This is a genomic window from Allobrachymonas denitrificans DSM 15123 (genome assembly GCF_900110225.1).
Taxonomy (GTDB): Bacteria; Pseudomonadota; Gammaproteobacteria; order Burkholderiales; family Burkholderiaceae_C; genus Brachymonas; species Brachymonas denitrificans.
Genome location: NZ_FOCW01000003.1, coordinates 73,315 through 99,362, shown reverse-complemented (window position 1 = coordinate 99,362; position 26,048 = coordinate 73,315). Strand labels below are relative to the sequence as shown.

The window sequence follows — 26,048 nt, the reverse complement described above, 5'->3', positions numbered from 1 at the left end:
TCTGTTGCAGAATCAGCTGATCCAGGACGTGAAGCCCACCAGCGCAATCAGACCACCCCACATCAGGATGGCGCGCCAGACCAGGCCGACCAGCAGCTGCAGATGCTGCATGCCCACCGTGATGGTTGCCGGGGCGGCCTGCGTCACTTCCGGCTCGGCGTACGCTTCCACGCCGGTTTCCGAAACACCGCCGGCAGCGTCTGCTGCTTCGGCAGGTCCGCGCCCGGCCGGTGCCGGCAGGCGTGCCAGATCCTGCTGGTTATCCAGCGCCAGCGGCCAGGGCAGATCGACCGCCCCCATGGCCGAGGCCAGCACCACGGCTTCGGCATCGGTGCTGGCAATGGTGCCGGGCGTGCTGGCAGCCTGGCGCCAGTTGTCCACCGCCTGCTCGAAGTTGCCCGCCACCGCAAAGCTGGCAGCCGTGGCACGGGCAGGAATCCAGTTGATCCAGTTCCAGGCAGCCTGCGCCTGATCCGGCAGCGTGTCGGCCATCTGGCCATCGCCAAGCTTGCGCTGCTCGCGCCAGTAGCGCGCCACATACTCAGACGCACGGAACAGCACCGCACCGGCCGGGCCCAGGCCCAGTGCCGCACCAATCAGGAAGGCCACCAGCACGCCGAACACATGGCGATGCGCATCCAGCACCGCATGCTCGATCACCTGGCGCATGATGCCGCTGCGCGGCAAATGGGCCGTTTCCACGCTTTTCCATTCCGCCAGCAACTGGCGCGCGCGAATTTCGTCGCCCACGTCCAGCGCATCACGAATGCCGGTGATGTGGTGGCTGAACTGGCGGAAACCCAGCGTCACGAACAGTACCGCCGCGCTCCAGAGCCAGGCCGGCAGCCAGCCGACGCTTTCAAAACCCAGATAGGCCACGGCCACCAGCACCGTGGGCAACACCACGGCTGCCGCCCAGGCGAGCCAGCCCTGCCCCGGCTTGCCCGCAGTGAGGTTGCGCGCCGCCCAGTCCGCCAGCTGGCGGTACAGGTGGTACACCGGGTTGTGCAGCGGTAACGGATAGACCTGCTCGATCAGCAGGGCACAGACGATTGCAAAGAATGCCATGGAGCGTGAACAGCGGTAATCGACGCGGGACTGCGCCCCGCAAACAGACGGCAGGATAGCACCGATTTCCGACCCGGGCGTTCCAGTTTGTCAGGCGGCAAGGAATCGGTACAGATTGCGCAGGATGCCGGCAGTCACGCCCCAGATGTAACGTTCGCGCCCGGCCTGTAGGTCGTAGTACGGCATGGAAAACCATTCGCGCCGGTGGTTGTGCGCAGGCTGCCACTGGTGCATGCGGTGATGCTGCGGGTCCATCAGGAAATCCAGCGGCACGGTGAACACCTCGTCCACCTCGAAGGGGTTGGGATCGAACTGGAGTGCCGGGGGCAGCACGGCTACCACCGGCGTCACGTGGTAGCCGGTACCGGTGACGTACAGCGGCAACTGACCCAGCACCTCCACGCCATCGGAAGGCACGCCCACCTCCTCATGCGCCTCGCGCAAGGCTGCGGCAACGGCATCGTGGTCATCGTCATCGATCTTGCCGCCCGGAAAGGCAATCTGGCCGCCATGCGAGCGCAGGTGCGGCGTGCGCTGCGTGAGCACCACGCGCAGGCCGGAAGTCGGCGCCGTCACCTCGGGCAGCTGCCAGGGCTGCAGGCCGATCAGCACGGCGGCATCGCGCGGCGAATGCTCCTGCGGATACTGTTCGCGCCGCAGTTCCTGCTCCCAGTTCGGGGGCTCGGCAAAACGCTGCTGCAGCGCCGGCACCGACAGGCGATCCCACGGCACCGCAATCTGGCGGTGCACATTGTCGGTCGCCTCCTGCCATACCGGCACATCGCGCGGGTCGAAGATGCCAGGCTGCACGCCGCGATCATTGTCGGGAGAAACGCTCTGCTGGGAATGCTTTGTCATGAATGCCACCCTGGATGCTCCGCCGCCTTCTGCGAGGCACGAAGCGCTTGCGCCACAAGTGTAGCGCCAAGAAAAAACCGCTTGCAGCACAGGGCGGCAAGCGGTTCTTCCAGCGGCTGCACGAGGCTGCCACTTGTCAGGATCGGACAGATTACTCTGCAGCGACCTTGACGCGAGACGGCAGCTTTTCCTTGATGCGTGCCGACTTGCCGCTGCGCTCGCGCAGGTAGTACAGCTTGGCACGACGCACGTCACCACGGCGCTTGACTTCAATACCGGCAATCAGCGGGCTGTAGGTCTGGAAGGTACGTTCCACGCCTTCGCCGCTGGAGATCTTGCGCACGGTGAAGCCGCTGTTCAGGCCGCGATTGCGCTTGGCAATCACCACGCCTTCGTAAGCCTGCACACGCTTGCGCGTGCCTTCAACCACGTTCACGGACACGATCACGGTATCGCCGGGGGCGAATTCGGGGATCTTCTTGCCGAGACGCTCGATCTCTTCTTTTTCCAGGGTCTGGATCAGGTTCATTGTCAGTTCCTAATGCTTTCCGATCGTATTCAAGCTGCACAAAAGGCCTCTTCACACAACCATCACGGCGATGGCTGGCTGCTGCTGACGGCTCCTGCCTAGCAGGATGACGCGCCCAGCGAGGCGGCTAACAGAGGATCGAAACCGAACATTATAGATTTGTTTCGCCTTTATGGTCAAGAAAAATGCAATACTGGCGCGCAGATACTGAAGGCGTCACCCGCATGCCACGAAACCTTCAATGAAGCTTCACAAGCGATTTCTAGACTGCCGGTTTCTCTCAACCTGGAGCCGCCCGATGTCCCTGCCCCGCACCCCGTTCCGCTGGGTTCTGCCGCTTGCCACCGCTGCCGTCCTCGCAGCCTGTGGCGGCGACAGCGCCCCGACCCCGCCCGCTTCAGCCCCATCTGCCGAGGCGCCCGCACCTGTGCCCACGCCCCAGATTGCCGACGGCACCCGCACCACGGTGGCCCTGCTGGAAACCAGCGACCTGCACAGCAACATCCGCAGCTACGACTACTTCAAGCTGGCAGAAGACCAGAGCTATGGCTTCGAGCGCACCGCCACGCTGATCCAGCAGGCGCGCAGCGAGTTTGCCAACAACGTGCTGCTGGACAACGGCGACACCATCCAGGGCACGGCACTGGCCGACTACGAAGCCACCGTCGACCCGATGAAGTGCGATCAGACCCTGTCCATGTACAAGGTCATGAACCATTACAAATACGACGTGGGCACTCTGGGCAACCATGAATTCAACTACGGCCTGCCTTTCCTGAACCAGGTGCTGGGCGGCGGCCTGAACGTGGATGGCGTGAACCCCGGCCAGACATGCAAAGGCCCGGATTTCCCCATGGTGCTGGCCAACGTGTACAGCCTGAAAACCGGTCAGCCGCTGGTCCAGCCCTACACCATCCTGCAGCGCGAATTCACTGCCACCACGCCCGATGGCAAGAGCGTGACAGTGCCGATCAAGGTCGGCGTAATCGGTTTCACCACACCCGGCATCATGAACTGGGACAAACGTTTCGTGCAAGGCAAGCTGCGCATCGACGGCGCGGTGGAGACTGCGCAGAAATACCTGCCCGAAATGCGCCAGAAAGGGGCTGACGTTGTGGTGGCGCTGGTGCATGGCGGCCTGAGCAGCGCACCGTATGCGCCCACCATGGAAAACTCCGCATGGCATCTGGCCAAGGTGCCTGGCATCGATGCCATGTTCATGGGCCACTCGCACAGCCTGTTCCCCGATCGTGGCACTCGCCCGGCCTACACCATGGAAGGCGTGGACAACGCTGCCGGCACCATCCATGGCGTGCCCGCCACCATGCCCAGCTTCTGGGGCAAGGCGCTGGGCGTGATCAAGCTCGAACTGGTGCGCGATGCCAAGAACAGCACCTGGGTGATCGACAAGAGCAAGACGCTGGTGGAAGCCCGTGAAACCGTGACCGAGCGCGACTCCAAGGGCAAGGCCATCGCCTACGTAACGCCCGATCCCCGTATCGCCGAACTGGTGGAAGCCCAGCATCAGGCCACCATCACCTATGTGAAAACGCCAATCGGCAGTTCCGACTTCCGCATGAGCACCTACTTTGCCGATGTGGGTGACCCCACAGCGATCCAGATCGTGAACCAGGCCCAGCAGGACTACGTGGCCCGCTACGTGCAGGCCAACCTGCCGCAGTACAAGGATCTGCCGGTGCTGTCGGTGAGCGCGCCCTTCAAGTCCGGCTATGGTGGCGGGGCCGACTTTACCGATGTGGCTGCCGGCCCGATTGCCATCTACAACGCGGCGGACCTCTACCTCTACCCCAATACGGTCTATGCCGTGAAAGTGACCGGCAGCGAAATCAAGGGCTGGCTGGAGGGCTCCGCCAAGCGTTTCAACCGCATCGACCCGGCTGCGACCGCGCAGCAGAAGCTGATCAGCACCTTCCCCGGCTACAACTACGACATGTTCACCACCCCGGATGTGAGCTATCTAGTGGATGTAACACAGCCCGTGGGCCAGCGCATTGTCGACCTGAAATACAAGGGCGCCCCGATCGATCCGGCTGCCAGCTTCATCATCGCAACCAACAACTACCGTGCCACCAGCGGCGGCAACACCTTCATCGCCGCGCTGGATGGCCGCTCCACCATCTACGCCTCGCCTGACGCCAACCGAGATGTGCTGATCCAGTACATCAAGCAGGTGCAGGGCATGACGCGCGCCACCAATGGCAGCGCACGCAGCTGGCGCTTCAAGCCGGTCGTCACGGCCGGCAAGGTGGTGTTCAGTTCGGGCCAGGACAAGCTGCAACTGGCAGTGGATGCCGGCCTGACCAACATCGCCCTGGAGCAGCAGGATGATGGCTCCGGCAAGGCCATGTCGCTGTACAGCATCGACCTGAGCAAGTAAGAAGACGGCACCTCGGCCTTCGTTGTCAGCCACCTTCGGGTGGCTGATCCTGTTCGCATCCCTGACGCAGACATCCGAGTGCGGGGACTTGCCCGGCGGATCGCCTTGCACACACAAAAAAAGCGCCGCTGATGCGGCGCCCTTTCAGTCTGCGATTCCAGCCGGAACCGGAATCCAGTGCTTACGGCTTGTAGTTGGCCACGCCGTCAGTGATTTCCTTGGTGGCAGCTTCCAGGCCTTCCCAGCCCAGCACCTTGACCCACTTGCCTTTTTCGAGGTCCTTGTAGTGCTCGAAGAAGTGGCTGATGGTCTGCAGCGTCAGCGGGTTCAGGTCTTCCAGCTTGTTGATGTGGTTGTACTGCGGGCAGATCTTGGCCGTGGGCACGGCGAGCACCTTGCCGTCCACGCCGGCTTCGTCTTCCATCTTCAGGATGCCCAGCGCACGGCAGGGAACCACCACGCCGGCCTGCAGCGGGAAGGGAGTCATCACCAGCACGTCGACCGGGTCACCATCGCCGGACAGGGTTTGCGGCACGTAGCCGTAGTTGACCGGGTAGTGCATGGCGGTCGTCATGAAACGATCGACGAACACGGCGCCGGATTCCTTGTCGACCTCGTACTTGACCGGTGCGGCATCGGCCGGAATCTCGATCACGACGTTGAAGGCTTCGGGCAGCTTGGAACCGGGAGTCACTTTGTCGAGGGACATGGGATTTCTCTTTCGTTGAGGAAAAAACTGGAAGAAATGTAACCTGTTAATTTTAACCGAATCCGCCCTACGGCTGGCTTACGGATGGTAACGCCGGCAAGGCAAAGCATGCGACAATAGCCCTCTTGCTGCCGCCCTGCCGGCAGCCCCTCATCCTGCCTGCTGCCATGGATGCGGCAGGCCCGCGATTCGGGGCGATCGCCCCCCAATAAATACAAGGAAGATCTTCATGGAAGCAGAACGCATCAACGCCATTGGCGCAGCCCTGGCCGACCTGTCCGAGCGGACGCAAGAACTACGGGGGTATCTTTGACTACCCTGCCAAGGCAGAACGTCTGAGAACCGTCAACGCCGCACTCGAAGATCCGGCGGTCTGGAACGATCCCAAGAAGGCCCAGGAACTGGGCAAGGAAAAGAAGTCGCTCGATGACGTGGTCGTGGTGCTGGACGAGCTCACCCAGGAGCTGTCCGACAGCACCGAGCTGTACGAAATGAGTTGCGACGAGGACGACTTCGCCAGCCTGGAAGCCATCGAAGCCGACGCCGCCGCCATCACCGAGCGCGTGGAAGCGCTGGAATTCCGCCGCATGTTCAACCAGCCGGCCGACCCGAACAACGCCTTCCTGGACATCCAGGCCGGCGCCGGCGGTACCGAGGCCTGCGACTGGGCCAGCATGCTGCTGCGCCAGTATGTTCGCTATGCCGAACGCAAGGGCTTCAGAGTCGAGATCCAGGAGGAAACCCCGGGCGACGTAGCCGGCATCAAGAGTGCCAGCCTGAAGATCGATGGCGATTACGCCTTCGGCCTGCTGCGTACCGAAACCGGCGTGCACCGCCTGGTGCGCAAGAGCCCGTTCGACTCCTCCGGCGGCCGCCACACCAGCTTTGCCAGCATCTTCGTCTACCCGGAGATCGACGACTCGATCGAGATCGACGTCAACCCGGCCGATGTGCGTGTGGACACCTACCGTGCCTCCGGCGCGGGTGGCCAGCACATCAACAAGACCGACTCTGCCGTGCGCCTCACGCACATGCCCACCGGCATCGTGGTGCAGTGCCAGGACAGCCGCAGCCAGCACAGCAACCGCGATGTTGCCTGGCAGCGCCTGCGCTCGCGCCTGTACGAGCACGAGATGCGCAAACGCATGGAAGAGCAGGAAAAACTGGAAGCCAGCAAGAGCGATGTGGGCTGGGGTCACCAGATCCGCAGCTACGTGCTGGACAATAGCCGCATCAAGGACCTGCGCACCAACGTCGAGATCAGCAACACGCAGAAGGTGCTGGACGGCGATCTGGATGCCTTCATCGAAGCTTCGCTGAAGGCCGGCGTGGGCAGCGTTCGTCCGAATTGATCGTGATTCGGCCCCGACCATGATCCGCCCCGAGGCGGAGCATGGCCCCCTTGGAATGGCAGCAGCGCCAGCTGCCTGCGCGCCATTCCGGGGCTGCCAGTGGGCAGCCCTTCCCTTTTCATGCCAACGCCCCTGTGCGTGCGGCTACGAATTTGACGACCGGAGATTTCCCCAATGTTCCGCGAAGCCACCACCCCCTCCCCCACCATCTACCGCCACGACTACCAGGCGCCTGCGTTCTGGATCGACACGGTGGATCTGACTTTCGATCTGGATCCCGCCAAGACGCGCGTGCTCAACAAGATGACGCTGCGCCGCAACCCGGATGTGCCGGCCCAGCCGCTGCGCCTGGATGGCGAAGAGCTGAACCTGGCGCGCGTACTGGTCAACGGCCAGGGCACCTCATTCAAGCTCGAAGGCGACCAGCTGGTACTGGAAAACCTGCCCGAAGGCGCTGACCCGATTGCGCTGGAGATCTTCACCACCTGCAATCCCTCGAAGAACACCGAGCTGATGGGCCTGTACACCAGCGAAGGCGGCTTCTTCACGCAGTGCGAGGCGCAGGGCTTCCGACGCATCACCTATTTCCTGGACCGTCCGGACGTGATGGCCACCTACAAGGTGACGCTGCGCGCCGAGAAGAAGGCCTACCCGGTGCTGCTGTCCAACGGCAACCTGCTGGAACAGGGCGATCTGGAAGATGGCCGCCACTTCGCCGTGTGGCACGACCCGTTCAGGAAGCCCAGCTACCTGTTTGCCCTGGTAGCAGCACCGCTGGTGGCGCGCGAGCAGCGCATCGTGAGCCGTGGCGGCAAGGAGCATCTGCTGCAGGTATTCGTGCGCCCCGGCGATCTGGACAAGACCGAACACGCCATGCAGGCCCTGCTGCAGAGCATCGCCTGGGACGAGGCACGCTTTGGCCTGGCGCTGGATCTGGAGCGCTTCATGATCGTGGCGACCAGCGACTTCAACGCCGGCGCGATGGAGAACAAGGGCCTGAACATCTTCAACACCAAGTACGTATTGGCCAAGCCCTCCACCGCCACCGATGACGACTACGACGGCATCACCAGCGTGATCGGCCACGAATACTTCCACAACTGGACCGGCAACCGCATCACCTGCCGCGACTGGTTCCAGTTGAGCCTGAAGGAAGGCCTGACGGTGTTCCGCGACCAGGAATTCAGCGAAGACCTGGCCGGCAGCCCGAGCGCGCGCGCCGTGTGCCGTATCGGCAATGTGCGCGGCCTGCGCGCGGTGCAGTTCAGCGAGGATTCCGGCCCCATGGCGCATCCGGTGCGTCCTGATCAGTACCAGGAAATCGCCAACTTCTACACCGCCACCGTCTACGAGAAAGGCGCCGAGGTGGTGCGCATGTACCAGACGCTGGTAGGCCGCGACGGCTTCCGCAAGGGCATGGACCTGTATTTCCAGCGCCATGACGGTCAGGCCGTCACCTGCGACGACTTTGCCCAGGCCATGGCCGATGCCAACCCGGACAGCGCGCTGGCCGCACAGCTGGAGGTGTTCAAGCGCTGGTACAGCCAGGCCGGCACGCCGGTACTGCATGCCAGCGGCAGCTACGATGCCGCAGCGCAGACCTACACGTTGACGCTGCGCCAGAGCTGCCCGGCAACGCCCGGCCAGCCGGCCAAGCAGCCCTTCCTGATCCCGGTGCGCATGGGCCTGATCGGCCGCGATGGCCAAGCCCTGCCGCTGCAACTGCAGGGCGACACCGGCACTCCGCTGCTGGAACGCGTGCTGGTGCTGCATGACACCGAAGCCAGCTTCACCTTTGCCGACATCCCCGAAGCTCCCGTACCTTCGCTGCTGCGCCAGTTCTCGGCGCCGGTCTGGCTGGAACTGCAGGGCGAGGACGAGGCGGCCCAGCTGCACCGCCTGGCCCACGACAGCGACGCCTTCAACCGCTGGGAAGCCGCGCAGCGCCTGATGATGGCGCAGGCGGTGTCCGCCGTGCAGGCGTCGGAGATGCCCGCACAGGTGCTGAATGCCTCCACGCTCGACGCCCTGCGCGCCGTGCTGCGCAACCCCGCGCTGGATGCTGCCTTCAAACAACTGGTGCTGACCCTGCCGGACGAACTGGAAATCGCCGAAGAGCTGGACAGCGTCGATCCGCAGCGCATCAAGATGGTGAGCGAAGCGCTGTGCCAGCAAGTGGCCCACGCGCTGGCCGAAGACTGGCTGAGCCTGTACGAGGCCCACGAAAACACCGGCGCCTATGTCCCCGAGCCGGTCAGCGCCGGCCGCCGTGCGCTGGCCAATCTGGCACTGGAAAACCTGTGCCGCATCGCCCGCGACAGCGGCGACGTGGTGTGGCCGGGCAAGGCCTACCAGCGCTTCAAGGATGCCTCCAACATGACCGACCGCATGGGCGCCCTGCGCGCGCTGCTGGAAGGCCAGAGCGTGCTGGCACAGCCGGCGCTGGAGCGCTTCCACGCCCTGTTCCAGGACGAGGCGCTGGTGCTGGACAAGTGGTTCCGCCTGCAGGCCACACGCAACGATCTGGACGGCAAGGTGCTGGGCCAGGTGCGTGCCCTGCTGCAGCACAAGGATTTCCACCTCTCCAACCCCAACCGCGTGCGCAGCCTGATTACGGCCTTCTGCCATGCCAACCCCGGCGCCTTCCACCGCGCCGATGCCGCCGGTTACGTGTTCTGGGCCGATCAGGTGCTGGCGCTGGATGGCATCAACGCCCAGATCGCTGCCCGTCTGGCGCGTGCCATGGACCACTGGAAGCGTCTGGCCGAGCCCTACCGCAGTGCGGCTGGCGAAGCCATCCGCCGCGTGGCGGCCAAGCCGGATCTGAGCGCCGACGTGCGCGAGGTGGTGAGTCGCGCGCTGCAGGACGCGTAAATCCGCAAGCCAGCGCATGGCCGGCGACCCAGCCGGCCTTGCCTGACCTGCGGACACCTGCTTCGCATAACGCACAAGCCACAAAAAAACGGCCTGGAACCAATTTCCAGGCCGTTCTTCATGCTGTGGTATCCCGCCTCAAGGCGGGCAGCGCAGATCAGTAGCGGTTGTAGCCACCACGGTAGCCGCCATCGCGACCACCGCCAAAACCACCGGTGCGACGTTCTTGCGGACGCGCCACGTTCACGGTCAGCGGACGGCCGTCCAGAGTCTGGCCGTTGAGGCCGCGGATGGCTGCCTGCGCCTCGTCGGCACTGCCCATCTCCACAAAGCCGAAGCCCTTGGAGCGGCCGGTCTCGCGATCCATCATGACCTTGGCGGACACCAGCGTGCCGAACTCGGCGAATTGCTGGTTCAGGTCGTCGTCACGAATCGCGTAAGACAGGTTGCCGACGTAGAGTTTGTTATCCATTGGATGCTTTCAGGTAAATTGGCGGACAGGCCATCCTGCCCGCAATGCACGCAGGAACATGTCCTGCGCCATACCTGCTTCAGCGGCGGCGTTGGGGTGCCGGACCACCGGAGCGGGGTTCGAGTCGGCGGAAGGTGATGCGGCCCTTGTCCAGATCGTAGGGAGACAGTTCCAGCAGAACGGTGTCACCCGCGAGAATCCGGATGTGGTGCTTGCGCATCTTTCCGCTCGAGTAGGCGATGATGGGATGGCCGTTCTCGAGCGTCACGCGGTAGCGCGAATCGGGCAGAACTTCTTCCACCTTGCCTTGCATTTCGATCAGATCTTCCTTGGCCATGCCATACCTCCTTGAATGTGTTGATAAATCGAATCCCGTGCCCGTCTTGTGAACAGGCACGCCGGATTCAGCAGTTGCTGCCGCCAATCAGGCCCTGGCTCTGTGCCAGAGCGTACTGCAGGGCAGCCTCGTTGGAATCAAATTGCGGAACGAACCGGAAAATCCGGTCATGGGAGCCACTACCGTGGCCGCTGCGAATCGACAGGGATGCAGCGTAGGCGCCGCTCTCGGTCTGTTTGGATTGGGGCGAAATGCGATATTTGCCTACCAGAAAGGTCTTGTCCAGAATATTCTCTTTGTGTTTACATGCCCGGGCCAGCGGAGCCGGGACCGGGCACATCCCTGATGCACGCCGGAGCTGCATCAGGTGCGACTTGCATGTCGCAATGGGTCTATGGGGGGGTTGCCGACGGCCGCCAATGAGGTGTGGGCCGGGGCGATGGAGCTCACCGTTGAAGGAGAGGCGTTTGACCGCCAAAAACGGGAATCCCCTCAGGCGACAGGCAACTACGCGTTGCAAATGAAGTCAGAACAACCTTGCTGAAGTGGCGAGCAAACAAACAGCAATCCGCTAATTATAAGGAGTAATACCAAGTTGTCAAGTGCCCACGCCTACACCGGCAGCGCCGTGGTGTTCTTGACCCAGTCCAGCACGAAGCTGGTGCGGCAATCCTGCACGCTGGGGTGCTTGAGCAGCGTCTCCAGCACGAAGCGCGAATAGTGCTGCATGTCGGCCACCACCACGCGCAGCAGGTAGTCCATCTCGCCGGACAGGGCTGCGCACTCCACCACCTCGGGCCAGGTCTGCACCGCCACGCGGAAGGACTCCATGGGATCGCGGCGCTGGCTGTCGGGCTGGCGGGCGATGCGCACATTGAGATAGGCCGTCAGCCCCAGGCCCACGCGGGCCGGCTCCAGCACCGCCACGTAGCCGGCAATCGCCCCGCTCTCTTCCAGCTTGCGCACGCGGCGCAGCGCCGCCGATGGCGACAGCTGCACCTGCTCGGCCAGCTGGTCGAAAGTCATGCGGCCATCTTGCTGCAGCGCACGAAGAATGCGCCGATCAATGGCATCGATATCCACATCATTATGCATTCCATGGATTATGCAGGAATCCTGCAAATCATCCACTATCCGTAACCGATTTCGCAGCAATCCTGCGCACCTAAGCCCCTACAGTGCATGGGTTCGTGCGGCAAATGCCACCCATTCGCATTGGGACGCTGCACACTATGCAAAAAAACACAAGCAGGAGACAGACGTGGCAGATCTTTTCGAGAACCCGATGGGCTTAATGGGCTTCGAGTTTGTGGAGTTCGCCTCCCCCACGCCGGGCGTGATCGAGCCGGTGCTGGAGAGCATGGGCTTCATCGAAGTGGCGAAGCACCGCTCCAAGGACGTGGTGCTGTACCGCCAGGGCGACATCAATTTCATCGTCAACCGCGAGCCGCGCAGCGTGGGCGCCTACTTTGCGTCGGAACATGGGGCCAGCGCCTGCGGCATGGCTTTCCGCGTGAAGGATTCGCACCACGCCTACCAGCGCGCGCTGGAGCTGGGCGCACAGCCGGTCGACATTCCCACCGGCCCGATGGAACTGAAGCTGCCTGCCATCAAGGGCATTGGCGGTGCGCCGCTGTACCTGATCGACCGCTTCGAGGATGGCAAATCCATCTACGACATCGACTTCGTCTTTCATGAAGGCGTGGACCGCCATCCCAAGGGCCACGGCTTCCGCCTGATCGACCACCTGACACACAACGTGTACCGCGGCCGCATGGAATACTGGGCCAGGTTCTACGAGAAGCTGTTCAACTTCCGCGAGATCCGCTACTTCGACATCAAGGGCGAATACACCGGCCTGACGTCCAAGGCCATGACGGCACCGGACGGCCTGATCCGCATTCCGCTGAATGAGGAATCCTCCAAGGGCGGCGGCCAGATCGAGGAATTCCTGATGCAGTTCAACGGCGAGGGCATCCAGCACATCGCCCTGCTCACGGACGACCTGCTGCCCAGCGTGGACGCGCTGCGCAAGGCCGGCGTGGAACTGATGACGGCACCACCCGCCACCTACTACCAGATGCTGGACGAGCGCCTGCCCGGCCATGGCGAGAACCCGGCCGAATTGCAGGCACGCGGCATCCTGCTGGATGGCAGCACGGGCGAAGGCCAGCGCCGCCTGCTGCTGCAGATCTTCTCGCAGACGCAATTCGGCGGCCCGGTGTTCTTCGAGTTCATCCAGCGCAAGGGCGAGGAAGGCTTTGGCGAGGGCAACTTCAAGGCCCTGTTCGAATCCATCGAGCGCGACCAGATCCAGCGCGGTGTGGTCGGCGAGCAAGCCACTGCCTGAAACCCCAACAACCGGAGCACGCCATGCAACCCCTGACTACCGACCAGATCGCTTCCGCCGCCCTGCCCGACTGGAGCTACAGCTCCGAGCGTGGCGGCTGCCTGAGCCGCAACTTCGTGTTTGCGGATTTCGTGCAGGCCTTCGGGTTCATGACCCAGCTGGCGCTGCATGCCGAGAAGATGAACCACCACCCCGAGTGGAGCAACGTCTACAACCGCGTCAACATCGTGCTGACCACGCACGATGCCGGCGGCCTGACCGAGCGTGACATCACGCTCGCGCGTCTGGCCGACGGGCTGGCGCAGCAATTCGGTCACGACTGACCTCTCGATCACCCCAAGGAGGCTGCCATGCAGGAGCCATCCCGTTCTGCTGCCGAGTCGGATACTGTCTCGGGAGCAGCCTTGTCGCACCAGCACGATGCGCATGCGTCGGGCGAGCCGCTCAACCAGCCGTCGCGAGAAAAGCACGGCTTGGCCGCAGGCGATGCCGCTGCACCACCCAGCCCCAACTGGACCATCGACCAGGGCTGGTCGTCCTACACCGAGGCCGAGCACGCGGTCTGGAAAACGCTGTTCGAGCGCCAAACGCGCCTGCTGCCCGAGCTGGCCTGCGCCGCCTTTGTACAGGGCATGCGCGCGCTGCCTTTGGAGGCCGACCGCATTCCCGATTTCCGCCGCCTGAGCGACGTGCTGATGCGCAAGACCGGCTGGCAGATCGTGGCCGTGCCGGGCCTGGTGCCGGACGATGTGTTTTTCGACCACCTGGCCAACCGCCGCTTTCCATCCGGCAATTTCATCCGCAAGCCGGACGAGCTGGATTATCTGGAAGAGCCTGACGTGTTCCACGACGTGTTCGGCCATGTGCCCATGCTGATGCATCCGGTGATGTCGGACTTCATTCAGGCCTATGGCCAGGGCGGTCTGCGCGCGCAAAGTCTGGGCAAGCTGCCGCAGCTGGCGCGGCTGTACTGGTACACGGTGGAGTTCGGCCTGGTGCTGGAAAACGGCGCGCCGCGCATCTACGGGGCGGGCATCGCCTCTTCGTTCACCGAGAGCCGCTTTGCCGTGCAAAGCCCTTCGCCCAACCGCATCGGCTTTGATCTGGAGCGCGTGATGCGCACCAACTACCGCATCGACGATTTCCAGGAAAGCTACTTCGTGCTGGACAGTCTGGACGATCTGCTGCACCTGGCGGATGTGGACTTCGAGCCGCTCTACCAGCGCCTGGACACCGGGCCGGAGTACGCGCCGGGCATGGTGTTGCCGCAGGACCGCGTGATCCAGCGTGGCGACGGCAGCTACCATTCCGCCCGTCGCGGGGAAAATTTATAATTGGCGGGTTTATACCAACCTGAAACGAGTTCTACATGCCCCCCCGCATCAGCCTGACCCGCTATCTGGTCGAACAACAACGCCAACACAACCGCATCCCTGCCGAACTGCGTCTGCTGCTCGAAGTGGTGGCGCGTGCATGCAAGCGCATCAGCCACGCCGTCAACAAGGGCGCGCTGGGCGAGGTGCTGGGTACGGCCGGCAGCGAGAACGTGCAGGGTGAGGTGCAGAAGAAGCTGGACATCATCGCCAACGAGGTGCTGATCGAGGCCAACGAATGGGGCGGCCATCTGGCGGCCATGGCCTCCGAGGAAATGGACAGCATCTACGTGGTGCCCAACCGCTTCCCGCAGGGCGAATACCTGCTCATGTTCGATCCGCTGGACGGCTCCAGCAACATCGACGTGAACGTCAGCATCGGCACCATCTTCTCGGTGTTCAGGAAGCACCATGATGATCCGTCGATCATCGATCCCGTGTGCGAGAAGGACTTCCTGCAGCGCGGCAACCAGCAGGTGGCTGCCGGCTATTGCGTGTATGGCCCGCAGACCACGCTGGTGCTGACCGTGGGCGACGGCGTGGCCATGTTCACGCTGGATGCCGAACTGGGCAGCTTCGTGCTGACGCAGGACAACGTGAAGATCCCGGAGGACACGAAAGAGTTCTCCATCAACATGAGCAACATGCGCCACTGGGATGCGCCGGTCAAGCGCTACATCGACGAGTGCCTGCAGGGCAAGGAAGGCCCGCGCGGCAAGGATTTCAACATGCGCTGGGTGGCCAGCATGGTGGCCGATGTGCACCGTATCCTGACACGCGGCGGCATCTTCATGTACCCGTGGGACAAGCGCGAGCCGTCCAAGCCGGGCAAGCTGCGCCTGCTGTACGAAGCCAACCCCATGAGCTGGCTGGTGGAACAGGCCGGCGGCGCCGCAGTGAACGGCAAGCAGCGCATTCTGGACGTGCAGCCCGGCGCCCTGCATGAGCGCGTGAGCGTGATTCTGGGCAGCAAGAACGAGGTGGAGCGGGTGCAGCAGTACCATCAGGAGGCTGCGCAGCAACAAGCGTGATGGCTGGCTGACACAGCAACAAGCACAAGAAGGGCCGTCGCGAGACGGCTCTTCCTGTTTCCATGCTTGGTCAGCGGTGTTGCGGACGAAGCACGCGTGCCTGTTGCGGTCCGCGTTCTGGCATTCTCCCGCCGCAGCCGGAGCATGCCGCCAAGTGGAGTTGTCTCACTGCATCCGGTGCCTGAACAACCAGGCCGCCCCGGGCAGCGTCACCACCGCCATCACCATCAGCGGCCAGATATCGCGCCACACGGCAGCCAGCCCTGCCCCTTCCAGATACACCCGCTGGATCAGTTCAATCGCGTAGCGCACCGGATTGATCAGCGTGATGGTCTGCATCAGCTCCGGCATATTGCGGATCGGCGTGGCCAGCCCCGAGAGCATGATCATCGGCAGAATCAGCAGAAAGGTATACAGCATGGCCTGCTGCATGTTTGCCGAGAACGCCGACAGCGCCAGCCCGATGCCCACGCTGGCCAGCGTGAACAGGAACACGCCCAGCAGCAGCACGACCGGGCTACCGGCCATGGGCACCTGGAACCAGAAGCGCGAAATCAGCACCACCAGAATCGCCTGCAACATGCCCGCCAGCACCGGCGGCACAGCCTTGCCGATCATGATCTGCGCCGGCGATAGTGGCGTGACGAGCAATTGGTCGAAAGTACCCTGCTCCCGCTCGCGCGCCACCGACATGGCGGTGAGCAGCAGGGTCTGCAGAATGCTCAGAGTGGCAATCAGGCCGGGCAGGAACTGCCAGCGCGTTTCCAGTTGCGGGTTGAACCAGGCGCGCGTCTCGATGCGCAGCGGTTCGGCCACGCCACCATGCTCCTGCCGCCACTGGGCATTGAAGGACTGCACCGCCGCCTGGGCGTAGCCCATGGCAATCGCCGCCGTGTTGCTGTTGCGCCCATCCAGAATCAGCTGCACCGGCGCGGTTTCGCCCCCATGCAGTTGCTGCGCAAAGCGCGGGCCGATGTGCAGCACCAGCATCACGCGCTCGTCGGTGATGGCGTCAGCAATCGCGTTGGCATTGGCGAGATTCTCGGTACGCACAAAGGTGCCACCGCCCTCGAAGCGAGCCACCAGCGCTGCGGACTCGGCACTGCGGCTTTCGTCCAGCAAGGCGTAGTGGGCGCGGGTGATGTCGTAGGTGGCCACGTAACCGAACAGCAGCGACTGCACGATCACCGGCATGAACAGCAGCAGCCGGCTGCGCGGGTCCTTCACGATGGCCAGCAGCTCCTTGCGACAGAGGTACAGCAGGGACGGGATCCAGTCGCGCATGGTCAGCCCTTCAGTTGCTTGCGCGTATGGCGCAAAGCCAGCAACAGGAACAGCGTGGCATAGCCGAGCAGCACCGCGGAATTCTTGAGAATGACCGGCCAGACATTACCGGCCAGGAACAGGTTCTTGAGCAGCTCCACGTAATACGTCGCAGGCAGCAGATTGCCCACCAGCCGCACCACCACCGGCACACTGCGCAGATCGAACAGAAAGCCCGACAGCATCAGCGCCGGCAGAAAGCTCAGCAGCAAGGCCAGCTGGCTCGCCAGAAACTGGCTGCGCGTGATGGACGAAATCACCAGCCCCATGCCCAGTGCCACCAGCAGGTACAGCATGGAAACCCCCAGCAGAATCGGCAGCGAGCCATGCACCGGCACATGGAACAGCCAGCGCGCCGCCCCCATGCACAGAATCAGTCCCACCATGCCGACGCCGAAATACGGAATGATCTTGCCCAGCAGGATTTCAATTGGCCGCACCGGCGTGACAAACAGCGACTCCAGCGTGCCACGCTCCCATTCGCGCGCCATCACCAGCGCAGTCAGAAATGCGCCCACCAGTGTCATGATGATCACCACCAGCCCCGGCACCAGATACCAGGTGCTGCTGTTGGCTGCATTGAACCAGACGCGCGGGTCGATCCCCGCCTGCCCGATGCGGCCCGGCAACGTAGCGGCATCTGCCCCCGAGCGATCCAGCTGACGCAGCGCCGCCTGCGACAAGGCCGTCTGCACGTAACCCATTACCAGGCGGGCCCGGTTGGCATCCACGCCATTGACGATAAGCTGCGCATGGGCCTGCCCAGCTTGGGCGCGCGCTGCGTAGTCCGGCGGAATCTGCACAATCGCATCCACCTGCTGCGCATTGAGCAACTGTTCGGCCTGCGCCATGCTGCGCACCACCACAGGACGCAGAACGGGACTGCCTCCCAGGCCGGCAATCAGCTCCTGGCTGGCCGACGAACTGTCCTGCAGCACCACCGCCACCGGAGCATCCCGCACATCCATGGACAGGCCATAGCCAAACAGCAGGATCAGGATGATGGGCAGGCCCATACCCACGCCCAGATTGCCGGGATCACGCAGCAGCTGGCGCACTTCCTTGCGCACCAGGGCCCAGAGGCGGCGCCAGAATCCCGATCCTGCGAGCGCCGATGCCGGCGCAGCCGGAACGTTGGGATTCAGCCCCACAGGCGCTGCAATCTCCAGCGGACCGGACTCCCGATCAACCTGCATGGGCCGTTTCTGCTCGTTCATGCCGCCACCCTCCCGCGCACCGCCTGCCGGCGCCGCTGCTCCACGATGGCAATGAAGGCGCTGTCCATGTCCATGACTGCCGCGCCACCAGCGGCCGCCTGCTCGCGCACCTCGCGCGGCGTGCCCAGTGCCAGCATCTTGCCCGCGTCCTGAATCAGGATGCGGTCGCAGTATTCCGCCTCTTCCATGAAATGCGTGGTCACCACGATGGTGGTGCCTTCCGCCGCCAGCCGCGTGATGCGACGCCAGAAGTCGCGCCGTGCCAGCGGATCGGCCCCGCTGGTGGCCTCGTCCAGAAACAGGATGTCCGGTTCATGCAGCAGCGCTGCCGCCATGGCCAGGCGCTGCTTGTAGCCTCCCGGCAGCTTGCCGGCCATCTGGTCCAGTTGCGCGTGCAGGCCGAACTCTTCCACCATCGCCTCCATGCGACGGCTCAGTTCCGCGCCAAACAGGCGATAGGCCCCGCCGAAAAACTGCAGGTTCTCGCGCACCGTCTGGTCGCCATACAGCGAGAATTTCTGTGCCACATAACCCACATGGCGCCGCGCCTCTGCCCGGGCCGTGCGCAAATCCACACCCGCCACACGCAGGCTGCCGCTGCTGGCCGGCAGCAGACCGCACAGCATGCGGAAAGTCGTGGTCTTGCCGGCACCGTTCGGACCGAGCAAGCCGAAAATCTCGCCCCGATGCACACTGAAGGTCGTATGGTCCACCGCCACGAAATCGCCGAAACGTCGCACCAGATCCTGCACCTCGATCACGGCATCGGAAGACCGCGGCAGCGTCAGGTTTGCTTGCGCAAGCTGCTCCTCAACCGGCGTCGGCGCCCTGCCTTCCCCAGACGCTGAAGCAGCCTGCATGGAGCTGCGCAACAGCATCATGAAAGCATCTTCCAGCCGCTCCGGCACACGCTGCAGTTCCGATACCGGCAATCCGGATTGGTCGCTGTCCGCCCCGTCCGTCTGCGCCCGCAACCAGCGCACGTCACCCCCCTGCGGCACCGCATCCAGCGTACCGGGAAGATCCATCAGCCGGGTCTGGAGCAGGCGCGCCGGCAATCCGTCAGCCGGCGTTGCCAGCCAGGTACGGCCCTGCGCAGGCTGGCGCAACTCCTGCGGCCCGCCCTGTGCCAGCACCTTGCCCTGATGCAACACCACCACCTGCTCGCACCGTTCTGCCTCGTCCAGATACGAAGTGCTGATCACCACACTCAGACGCTCCTCCTGCACCAGCTGCTGCACGATCTGCCACAGCTCACGGCGCGACAGGGGGTCCACCCCCACCGTCGGCTCATCGAGCAGGAGCAGATCCGGCGAGCGCACCAGGGTGCATGCCAGCCCCAGCTTCTGCTTCATCCCGCCCGAAAGCTTGCCCGCCAGCCGATCGGTGAACTGCGTCAGGTCCGTCATGTGCAGCAGGCGCTGGTAGCGCTGGCGCCGCACATCCATGGGCACGCCGTGCAGGTCGGCGTACAGATCCAGGTTCTCCTGCACCGACAGGTCTTCGTACAGGCCAAACCGCTGCGGCATGTAGCTAATGCGGTCCTGCACCTGCTGGGATTGCGTGGCCGGGTCCAGCCCCAGCACGCGCAGCTCACCGCCGTCCGCAGTCAACAGGGCTGCCGCCAGCCGCAGCAGCGTCGTCTTGCCCGCGCCATCCGGCCCCACCAGCGCCACCAGACTGCCCTGCGGCACCTGCAGGCTCACATCAGCCAGCGCATGGACTTCGGGCACCCCCTTGCGTCCGCCGAAGCGCTTGTGCACGCTGCGGACGTCCAGCGCCAGATCAGGAGAAGGGGCCGGGCCTGCCATGGTCACTGCCCGGATGCCGCCACCCTTGGCGCACCGGCCAGATCAATCGTCACGGTGGCCGGCATGCCCAGGCGCAACTGGTCCTGCGGATCCTGCGCATGCACGCGTACCTCGTACACCAAAGCACTGCGCAACTCCTCGGTCTGCACCGTCTTGGGCGTGAACTCGGCTACCGATGCGATATAGCCTACCCGCCCGACCAGAGGCTGCTGCGGCGCGCTGTCGATACGGATCTGCGCCGCCATCCCCTCACGTACACGGCCCAGCGCCGGCTCCGGCACATACACGCGCACCCACTTGGCATCGTTCAGGGCAAGGGCATAGACAGGTTTCTGCGGCGTGGTCAGGTCACCCACTTCCTGCAGACGGCTGCGGATGACTCCGCTGCTGGGCGCCAGCAGCTGCGTATCTTCCAGATTGCGGCGCAGCAGATCCAGCTGCGCGCGTGCCGCATCGGTCTGTGCCGATGCCTCGGCAATGTCTTCGGTACGTGCTCCGGCACGCAACAGCGAACCCGCCTGGCGGGCCGATTCACGCCGGGCCTGCGCCATTTCCAGGCGTGCGCGGGCGGCATCGATCTCGTTGCGGCTCACCGCTTCGCCGGCACTGCCGGCATTGGATTGCTGCATGCGACGTAGTTGCTTGCTGGCCAGGTCCACCTCGATATCTGCCGCACGGATATTGGCATTGGCCTGCGCCAACTCCTGCGGGCGTGCTCCGGCCTTGAGTTTGCGCACCAGCTGCTCGCGAGCCGCCAGTTGCGCCTCGGATTGCTTCACCTGCAGGGCCAGCGTCGTGCTGTCCAGCTCGCCGAGCAACTGCCCCTGCTGCACACGCTCGCCCTCATGCACCGGCAGGCTGGCAATGCGCCCGCTGCCATTGAAGGCCAGCGACACCTGCCGCATGTCGACGTTGCCCTGCAGCACCAGGGTGTTCTGCGCATCGCCCTGCGAGCGACTCTTGAAATACCAGAAACCACCGGCCACCACGGCCAGCACAAGGGCCGCAACCATCAGCAATGTCTTCTTCGAGGCGGTACGCTCCATACAGGCTCCAGCAAGCTCGCAACAGTCTTTAGTCTAACCGCCTGCAACCCGGCGAGGCCAAACCATTGCAAGCACAGGCACACGCGGGCGCCAGAGTCACTAGAATGGAATCCACTGGCAACAGCACAAGGAGTCACCGCATGAACCACCCCAGCACATGGCTGATGGCCGCCGCCTTTGGCACCCTGCTGGCAGCCCAGCCGGCATTCGCCGCCGATGAACTCAAGCTGGCCACCTCCCGCAACTGCATGACCTGCCACACCGTGGAGCGCCGCGTGGTGGGCCCCTCGTACAAGTCGGTCGCCCAGAAGTACCGCAACGACCCCACAGCCGTCGACAAGCTCACGCCCCTGATTCGCAGCGGCGGCAGCGGCAGCTTTGGTGCCGTGCCCATGCCGGCCAGTCCGCAGGTGACGGATGCCGAGGCCCGCAGACTCGCGGTCTGGATTCTCGGCCTTTGATCGCACAGACCACAACGACAAAGCCACCCGAAGGTGGCTTTGCTTTTTGTCGCTTGTAACCGCTACCCCCTGCGTCATGCAAGGGGCAGGCGGCCAGAGACCTATCAGTAGGCGTCGCCCAGCTGATCCAGGATCGCCGGGTTCTCCAGCGTGGACGTATCCTGCGTGATGCTCTCGCCCTTGGCCAGGCTGCGCAGCAGGCGGCGCATGATCTTGCCGGAGCGGGTCTTGGGCAGGTTGTCGCCGAAGCGGATGTCCTTGGGCTTGGCAATGGGGCCGATCTCGTGGGCCACCCAGTCGCGCAGCGCCTTGGCAATCTTGGGCGCCTCTTCCGGAGAAGGACGGCCCTGCTTCAGCACCACGAAGGCGCAGATGGCTTCACCGGTCAGGTCGTCAGGACGGCCCACCACGGCAGCCTCGGCCACCAGGTCACTCTTGGCCACCAGGCAGGATTCGATTTCCATGGTACCCATGCGGTGGCCGGACACGTTCAGCACGTCGTCGATACGGCCGGTGATGCGGAAGTAGCCACGGTCTTCGCTACGCACGGCACCGTCGCCAGCCAGGTAGGCGCCCTGCAACTCTTCGGGGAAGTAGCTCTTCTTGAAACGCTCGGGATCGCCCCAGATGGTACGGATCATGGAGGGCCACGGACGCTTGATCACCAGAATACCGCCCGAACCGTTGGGCAGTTCGTTGCCGGTTTCGTCGACGATGGCTGCGGTAATACCCGGCAGTGCCAACGTACAGGAACCCGGAACCAGCGGTGTGGCGCCCGGCAGCGGCGTCATCATGTGCGCGCCGGTTTCGGTTTGCCAGAAGGTATCCACGATCGGGCAACGCTCGCCGCCGATGTTCTTGTAGTACCACATCCAGGCTTCGGGGTTGATGGGCTCGCCCACGCTGCCCAGGATACGCAGGCTGGACAGGTCGAAGTTCTTCGGATGCACGGCCTCGTTGCTGTCGGCGGCCTTGATCAGGGAGCGGATGGCGGTAGGAGCCGTGTAGAAAATCGTGACCTTGTGATCCTGGATCATCTTCCAGAAACGGGAAGCATCGGGGTACGTGGGAACGCCCTCGAACACGACCTGCGTGGCACCGGCAGCCAGGGGGCCGTAAGTGATATAGGTGTGGCCCGTGACCCAGCCGATGTCGGCCGTGCACCAGAAGATGTCTTCGGGGCGCAGGTCAAACGTCCACTGCATGGTGGTGTTGGCCCACAGGATGTAGCCACCGGTGCTGTGCTGCACACCCTTGGGTTTGCCGGTGGAGCCGGACGTGTAGAGCACGAACAGCGGGTGCTCGGCGCCGACCGGAACCGGATCGCACACGGTGCTCTGGCCTTCCAGCGCCTGGCTGAATGTCTTGTCGCGGCCTTCCACCATGTTGCAGGCGGTAGGAGTGCGCTCGAACACCAGCACGCTCTTCACGCACTCGGTACCGCCTTCGGCCAGTGCCTCGTCCACGATGGACTTGAGCGGCAGTTCCTTGCCGCCACGCATCTGGTAGTTGGAAGTGATCACGCAGACGGCACCGGCATCAACGATACGCTCATGCACGGCCTTGGCGGAGAAGCCACCGAACACCACGCTGTGGGTGGCGCCTATGCGGGCACAGGCCTGCATGGCAACAATGCCCTCGATGGTCATCGGCATGTAGATGATGACGCGATCACCCTTCTTGACGCCTTCGGCCTTGAGCGCGTTGGCGAACTGGCTGACGCGCTCCAGCATTTCCTTGTAGGTGACCTTGGTGACCTTGCCGTCGTCGGCTTCAAAGATGATGGCGGTCTTGTTCTCGACCGGCGTGCCCATGTGCTTGTCCAGGCAGTTGGCGGAGGCATTCAGCTCGCCATCTTCGAACCATTTGTAGAACGGCGCATTGGATTCGTCCAGCACTTTGGTGAAGGGCTTGGTCCACACCACGTTCTCACGGGCCAGACGGGCCCAGAAACCTTCATAGTCTTTTTCTGCTTCGTCGCAGAGTGCCTGATAGGCTTCCATGCCCTTGATGCGCGCACCTTCCATGGTGGCTTCGGAAGGGGGAAATACGCGGTTTTCGACCAGTACGGACTCAATCGAACCAGACTGCGCTGTCATAGATGTCTCCTCGCATTAGGGGGTGTGTTCAATTCCGTGCGGGTTGTGTCCCGCATCACCGACGAATGTGCATGCTAGCACTTACATTCCTCTTACTCTCAGCTTGACGTAAACGTCAATACCAGTACAAACCCTTGAAAAATCCCGTGATTCCTGCGCCGGAGGTCCACTCTGCAGTTGCCTCACCTGCACCTGACCCTGACAGGCCAGCCACCTTCCAGCCACCTTCCATTCATCAGAAGCTCCCGGCAGGCCGCGCCGATTCTTGATTACAGGCAGCCCCACCGGCACGCAAGCCCCTGCCATCCTCAAGGCTGCCGGGCACCGGCTTAAAATGCGCTCATCCGGCGGGTTGTACCGCCTTCAACCTATTGAGGAAGTTCTATGACTCGCATGGTTCAATGCATCAAGCTGGGCACGGAGGCCGAAGGCCTGGATCGCGCCCCCTACCCCGGCGAACTGGGCAAGCGCATTTTCGACAACGTGAGCAAGCAGGCCTGGGCCGACTGGATCCGCCACCAGACCATGCTGGTCAACGAAAACCGTCTGAATCTGGCTGACGCCCGCGCCCGTCAGTATCTGGCCCGCCAGATGGAAAACCATTTCTTCGGCTCTGGCGCCGATCAAGCTGCCGGCTACGTGCCGCCCTCTCAGGAAGAGTCCTGATCCTCCCATGCCCCGCGCCTGCCGCGGGGCCATTCCCGATTCCGACTGACTGCCCCGGAATCCCCGTAATGTCTCGGGCTGAATAGCGCTCCATGGTTGGCGCCTGTTCATCCTTGGCCTGTTTCCGCGCCTGATCCCCCTGGCGCGGACATTTGCCCCAGCGGCTGCATCGCATGTCACACACCCTCTGCCTCTCCGCCCGGAATCCCGGCCTGTTTCTGGATTGGTGGGAGGCGCACCGGGAGCGGCGGGATGCGGCTGTGCACCACTTCATCTGGCAAGTCGACCAAGCCCCGGACTGGGAAACGCTGGTCCAGGCCATCACGGAACGCTTCGACACGGAAGGCGAACGTCTGATTCGCCAGCTGCAACCTCATTGGTGGGGGCTGATTCCGGGCTGGCACCGGCTTGCTCTGGAAGACGAACGGCTGATTCTGCAACTGGCTATTGCGCCGGCCAGCGATGCACTCTCTGGCGCCACGGGTGGCATTCGCCGCATCCATCTGGGTTCCGACTTTGCCCGCACTGCAGAATTGCCGGACCCCGGCCATCTGGCCTCCGCCCTGTCCGGCTTGAGCCGTCACGGCTCGCAACTGCATTGCGACTGCTCGCAGGCCCTTCCGGAGGTCTGGTCTGCAGCCTGGGCGCATGCCATGCGCAGCAAGGGATGGATTGCGCTGGATGAACCCCATTCGTACTTGTATGATCCTCACTGGATAAGCAAAGAATCCCAATCAGGATTGTCTCCTTCCACAGCAGTCGTCATAGGCTCCGGTCTCAGCGGCGCCGCCAGCGCCTGGAGTCTGGCACGGCGCGGCTGGCAGGTGACCGTGCTGGATGCCGGCCCGGCACCGGCCGCAGGCGCGTCCGGCCTGCCCGTTGGCCTGGTAGTGCCGCACACCTCAGCCGACGACACCCGCATCTCGCAAGTCAGCCGTGCCGGCGTGCGCTGCATGCTTCACCGGGCGGACGCCTTGCTGGAGCACGGCCAGCAATGGTCCGGGGGTGGCGTGCTGGAACATTGTGTGGATGGCGAAAGCAAGCTGGCCCGCGCGTGGACAGCCGCTGACCGGCCGAAAGCACTCCAGCCCGCCAGCGAATGGGCACATCCCGCCTCACCCGCGGAGGTCGTAGAAGCCAAGTTACCCGAAGGCACTACCGCCATTCGCCACCCCTGTGCAGCCTGGATCAAGCCTCCCGCCCTCGTCCATGCCCTGCTGCGCCAGCCAGGCATCCACTTTCAGGGAAACAGTCGCGTGGTGAGCCTGAAGCGCAGCGACGCCGGTCGCTGGCAGGCACTGGATGATTCCGGAGCAGTTCTGGCCGAAGCCGATATCGTGGTGATGGCAGCGGCGTTCCAGTCCTCGGCCCTGCTGCAACGACTGGCCAGCGCCACTGGCCAGTCCAGCGCTTCCGACTCCTCCTTCGGCATCCCCTTCAAGCCCTTGCGCGGACAGATTGCCTGGGGCTGGCAGGATGAGGTGATCGACCAGGCGGCGCTTCCGCCCCGCCCTGTCAATGGCAAGGGCAGCATGGCGGCGCATATTCCCTACGCGATCGGGGCGCGCGAGGGTTACATGTGGATCACCGGCTCCACCTTCAATCGCGGCGACACCGATCCCGGTCCGCGCGAGAAGGATATGGGCGAGATCCTCGCCAAGCTGCAGATCCTGCACCCCAAGGCGGCCGCTGCGCTGACCCCGGCATTTGCCGAAGGTCGGGCTCACGCCTGGGCCGGTGTGCGCACCACGCTGCCCGATCGTCTGCCCGTTGTCGGCCCGCTGGCCGTGGCGAGTCTGGAAGGCATCTACCTGTGCTCAGGCATGGGCGCACGTGGGCTGGCGCTGGCCATGCTGTGCGGCGAACAGCTGGCCGCACAGGTGCATGACGAACCCTGGCCGGTGGAGCGCAAGCTCGGCCAGATGCTCTCAGCCGGACGCTGGCTGGCGCGCAGTCAGCAGGAGAGCCGGAAGCAGGCTTGAGGCAACCGACTCGTACATATCGGAAAGATAAGTGAGAGAGGTCAGCAGGAGAGCCGGGAGCATTCTTGAGTCAGCCTGTCCGGCAGCGTGGG

The 26,048-nt window shown here is 63.8% G+C and carries 22 protein-coding genes; 10 read left to right on the top strand and 12 right to left on the bottom strand.

Annotation, left to right across the window (positions count from 1 at the left end):
• Positions 1–12: 12 nt before the first annotated feature.
• From BMW28_RS08195 to rplS, 3 genes are all read right to left on the bottom strand, one after another.
• Positions 13–1,068: a cobalamin biosynthesis protein gene (locus BMW28_RS08195; protein ID WP_091816455.1), complete on the bottom strand. Its 1,056-nt coding sequence runs from the start codon at positions 1,066–1,068 to the stop codon at positions 13–15.
• 90 nt (positions 1,069–1,158) lie between these two features.
• The gene (locus BMW28_RS08190; protein ID WP_091816452.1) at positions 1,159–1,926 is read right to left on the bottom strand and encodes a CoA pyrophosphatase; all 768 of its coding nucleotides are present in this window, start codon (positions 1,924–1,926) and stop codon (positions 1,159–1,161) included.
• Between the two features lie 151 nt (positions 1,927–2,077).
• Positions 2,078–2,455 (bottom strand): 50S ribosomal protein L19, encoded by a 378-nt coding sequence (rplS, locus tag BMW28_RS08185; protein WP_091816450.1) that lies wholly within the window; start codon positions 2,453–2,455, stop codon positions 2,078–2,080.
• A gap of 298 nt (positions 2,456–2,753) precedes the next feature.
• Here rplS and BMW28_RS08180 point away from each other — a divergent pair, with 298 nt between their 5' ends.
• On the top strand, positions 2,754–4,853 hold the full coding sequence (locus BMW28_RS08180; protein WP_091816447.1) for a bifunctional 2',3'-cyclic-nucleotide 2'-phosphodiesterase/3'-nucleotidase: 2,100 nt from the start codon (positions 2,754–2,756) through the stop codon (positions 4,851–4,853).
• A gap of 181 nt (positions 4,854–5,034) precedes the next feature.
• On the opposite strand, the gene ppa is transcribed toward BMW28_RS08180, so the two are convergent.
• Positions 5,035–5,562: an inorganic diphosphatase gene (gene ppa / locus BMW28_RS08175; protein ID WP_091816444.1), complete on the bottom strand. Its 528-nt coding sequence runs from the start codon at positions 5,560–5,562 to the stop codon at positions 5,035–5,037.
• Positions 5,563–5,791: 229 nt separating this feature from the next.
• On the opposite strand from ppa, the gene prfB reads away from it, so the two are divergent.
• Both prfB and pepN read left to right on the top strand, forming a co-directional pair.
• Positions 5,792–6,914 (top strand): peptide chain release factor 2 gene (gene prfB, locus BMW28_RS08170; RefSeq protein ID WP_143280563.1). Its coding sequence is split into 2 segments (ribosomal slippage): positions 5,792–5,872 and positions 5,874–6,914, totalling 1,122 coding nucleotides; the frame shifts between segments, so codons are not numbered across the junction.
• A 174-nt stretch (positions 6,915–7,088) separates the two neighbouring features.
• Positions 7,089–9,788, top strand: coding sequence for an aminopeptidase N (pepN, locus tag BMW28_RS08165; protein WP_091816441.1), 2,700 nt, complete (start codon positions 7,089–7,091; stop codon positions 9,786–9,788).
• Positions 9,789–9,945: 157 nt separating this feature from the next.
• On the opposite strand, the gene BMW28_RS08160 is transcribed toward pepN, so the two are convergent.
• The 3 genes from BMW28_RS08160 to BMW28_RS08145 form a co-directional block, all read right to left on the bottom strand.
• Positions 9,946–10,260: an RNA recognition motif domain-containing protein gene (locus BMW28_RS08160; protein WP_091816439.1), complete on the bottom strand. Its 315-nt coding sequence runs from the start codon at positions 10,258–10,260 to the stop codon at positions 9,946–9,948.
• A gap of 79 nt (positions 10,261–10,339) precedes the next feature.
• Entirely contained in the window at positions 10,340–10,597 is a 258-nt protein-coding gene (gene infA / locus BMW28_RS08155; protein WP_091816436.1) for a translation initiation factor IF-1, read from the bottom strand.
• Positions 10,598–11,209: 612 nt separating this feature from the next.
• Positions 11,210–11,692, bottom strand: coding sequence for an Lrp/AsnC family transcriptional regulator (locus tag BMW28_RS08145; RefSeq protein WP_091816434.1), 483 nt, complete (start codon positions 11,690–11,692; stop codon positions 11,210–11,212).
• Positions 11,693–11,858: 166 nt separating this feature from the next.
• On the opposite strand from BMW28_RS08145, the gene hppD reads away from it, so the two are divergent.
• The 4 genes from hppD to BMW28_RS08125 are packed head-to-tail and all read left to right on the top strand — an operon-like array spanning position 11,859 to position 15,351.
• Positions 11,859–12,947 (top strand): 4-hydroxyphenylpyruvate dioxygenase, encoded by a 1,089-nt coding sequence (hppD, locus tag BMW28_RS08140; RefSeq protein ID WP_091816431.1) that lies wholly within the window; start codon positions 11,859–11,861, stop codon positions 12,945–12,947.
• Positions 12,948–12,970: 23 nt separating this feature from the next.
• Complete coding sequence (locus BMW28_RS08135; protein ID WP_091816428.1) at positions 12,971–13,270, top strand: 4a-hydroxytetrahydrobiopterin dehydratase; 300 nt, start codon at positions 12,971–12,973, stop codon at positions 13,268–13,270.
• 27 nt (positions 13,271–13,297) lie between these two features.
• Positions 13,298–14,281 (top strand): phenylalanine 4-monooxygenase, encoded by a 984-nt coding sequence (phhA, locus tag BMW28_RS08130; RefSeq protein WP_091816425.1) that lies wholly within the window; start codon positions 13,298–13,300, stop codon positions 14,279–14,281.
• Between the two features lie 35 nt (positions 14,282–14,316).
• Positions 14,317–15,351: a class 1 fructose-bisphosphatase gene (locus BMW28_RS08125; protein ID WP_091816423.1), complete on the top strand. Its 1,035-nt coding sequence runs from the start codon at positions 14,317–14,319 to the stop codon at positions 15,349–15,351.
• A 165-nt stretch (positions 15,352–15,516) separates the two neighbouring features.
• On the opposite strand, the gene BMW28_RS08120 is transcribed toward BMW28_RS08125, so the two are convergent.
• The 4 genes from BMW28_RS08120 to BMW28_RS08105 are packed head-to-tail and all read right to left on the bottom strand — an operon-like array spanning position 15,517 to position 20,748.
• A complete protein-coding gene (locus BMW28_RS08120; protein ID WP_091816420.1) occupies positions 15,517–16,635 on the bottom strand; it encodes an ABC transporter permease in 1,119 nt (372 codons plus the stop codon).
• Positions 16,636–16,637: 2 nt separating this feature from the next.
• Positions 16,638–17,891 carry an ABC transporter permease gene (locus BMW28_RS08115; RefSeq protein ID WP_234970079.1) on the bottom strand — a complete coding sequence of 418 codons (1,254 nt, stop codon included), beginning with the start codon at positions 17,889–17,891 and terminating at the stop codon, positions 16,638–16,640.
• Positions 17,888–19,702: an ATP-binding cassette domain-containing protein gene (locus BMW28_RS08110; RefSeq protein WP_091816417.1), complete on the bottom strand. Its 1,815-nt coding sequence runs from the start codon at positions 19,700–19,702 to the stop codon at positions 17,888–17,890. Before BMW28_RS08110 ends, BMW28_RS08115 begins: the two co-directional genes overlap by 4 nt.
• A gap of 2 nt (positions 19,703–19,704) precedes the next feature.
• Positions 19,705–20,748, bottom strand: a complete 1,044-nt coding sequence (locus BMW28_RS08105; RefSeq protein WP_091816414.1) for an HlyD family secretion protein — start codon at positions 20,746–20,748, stop codon at positions 19,705–19,707.
• Between the two features lie 140 nt (positions 20,749–20,888).
• On the opposite strand from BMW28_RS08105, the gene BMW28_RS08100 reads away from it, so the two are divergent.
• Complete coding sequence (locus BMW28_RS08100; RefSeq protein ID WP_234970078.1) at positions 20,889–21,209, top strand: c-type cytochrome; 321 nt, start codon at positions 20,889–20,891, stop codon at positions 21,207–21,209.
• A gap of 104 nt (positions 21,210–21,313) precedes the next feature.
• Here the strand turns inward: BMW28_RS08100 and acs are convergent, their stop codons facing one another.
• Positions 21,314–23,308: an acetate--CoA ligase gene (gene acs / locus BMW28_RS08095; RefSeq protein WP_091816413.1), complete on the bottom strand. Its 1,995-nt coding sequence runs from the start codon at positions 23,306–23,308 to the stop codon at positions 21,314–21,316.
• Between the two features lie 384 nt (positions 23,309–23,692).
• Here acs and BMW28_RS08090 point away from each other — a divergent pair, with 384 nt between their 5' ends.
• The gene (locus tag BMW28_RS08090; RefSeq protein WP_091816411.1) at positions 23,693–23,974 is read left to right on the top strand and encodes an oxidative damage protection protein; all 282 of its coding nucleotides are present in this window, start codon (positions 23,693–23,695) and stop codon (positions 23,972–23,974) included.
• Positions 23,975–24,147: 173 nt separating this feature from the next.
• Positions 24,148–25,956: an FAD-dependent 5-carboxymethylaminomethyl-2-thiouridine(34) oxidoreductase MnmC1 gene (gene mnmC / locus BMW28_RS08085; protein ID WP_091816409.1), complete on the top strand. Its 1,809-nt coding sequence runs from the start codon at positions 24,148–24,150 to the stop codon at positions 25,954–25,956.
• Positions 25,957–26,048 lie beyond the last annotated feature (92 nt).

Bases quoted from the DNA above. Each gene is read 5' to 3' on its own strand.
- BMW28_RS08195 (WP_091816455.1), bottom strand. From the start codon at position 1,068: ATGGCATTCTTTGCAATCGTCTGTGCCCTGCTGATCGAGCAGGTCTAT.
- BMW28_RS08190 (WP_091816452.1), bottom strand. From the start codon at position 1,926: ATGACAAAGCATTCCCAGCAGAGCGTTTCTCCCGACAATGATCGCGGC.
- rplS (WP_091816450.1), bottom strand. From the start codon at position 2,455: ATGAACCTGATCCAGACCCTGGAAAAAGAAGAGATCGAGCGTCTCGGC.
- BMW28_RS08180 (WP_091816447.1), top strand. From the start codon at position 2,754: ATGTCCCTGCCCCGCACCCCGTTCCGCTGGGTTCTGCCGCTTGCCACC.
- ppa (WP_091816444.1), bottom strand. From the start codon at position 5,562: ATGTCCCTCGACAAAGTGACTCCCGGTTCCAAGCTGCCCGAAGCCTTC.
- pepN (WP_091816441.1), top strand. From the start codon at position 7,089: ATGTTCCGCGAAGCCACCACCCCCTCCCCCACCATCTACCGCCACGAC.
- BMW28_RS08160 (WP_091816439.1), bottom strand. From the start codon at position 10,260: ATGGATAACAAACTCTACGTCGGCAACCTGTCTTACGCGATTCGTGAC.
- infA (WP_091816436.1), bottom strand. From the start codon at position 10,597: ATGGCCAAGGAAGATCTGATCGAAATGCAAGGCAAGGTGGAAGAAGTT.
- BMW28_RS08145 (WP_091816434.1), bottom strand. From the start codon at position 11,692: ATGCATAATGATGTGGATATCGATGCCATTGATCGGCGCATTCTTCGT.
- BMW28_RS08135 (WP_091816428.1), top strand. From the start codon at position 12,971: ATGCAACCCCTGACTACCGACCAGATCGCTTCCGCCGCCCTGCCCGAC.
- phhA (WP_091816425.1), top strand. From the start codon at position 13,298: ATGCAGGAGCCATCCCGTTCTGCTGCCGAGTCGGATACTGTCTCGGGA.
- BMW28_RS08125 (WP_091816423.1), top strand. From the start codon at position 14,317: ATGCCCCCCCGCATCAGCCTGACCCGCTATCTGGTCGAACAACAACGC.
- BMW28_RS08120 (WP_091816420.1), bottom strand. From the start codon at position 16,635: ATGCGCGACTGGATCCCGTCCCTGCTGTACCTCTGTCGCAAGGAGCTG.
- BMW28_RS08115 (WP_234970079.1), bottom strand. From the start codon at position 17,891: ATGAACGAGCAGAAACGGCCCATGCAGGTTGATCGGGAGTCCGGTCCG.
- BMW28_RS08110 (WP_091816417.1), bottom strand. From the start codon at position 19,702: ATGGCAGGCCCGGCCCCTTCTCCTGATCTGGCGCTGGACGTCCGCAGC.
- BMW28_RS08105 (WP_091816414.1), bottom strand. From the start codon at position 20,748: ATGGAGCGTACCGCCTCGAAGAAGACATTGCTGATGGTTGCGGCCCTT.
- BMW28_RS08100 (WP_234970078.1), top strand. From the start codon at position 20,889: ATGAACCACCCCAGCACATGGCTGATGGCCGCCGCCTTTGGCACCCTG.
- acs (WP_091816413.1), bottom strand. From the start codon at position 23,308: ATGACAGCGCAGTCTGGTTCGATTGAGTCCGTACTGGTCGAAAACCGC.
- BMW28_RS08090 (WP_091816411.1), top strand. From the start codon at position 23,693: ATGACTCGCATGGTTCAATGCATCAAGCTGGGCACGGAGGCCGAAGGC.
- mnmC (WP_091816409.1), top strand. From the start codon at position 24,148: ATGTCACACACCCTCTGCCTCTCCGCCCGGAATCCCGGCCTGTTTCTG.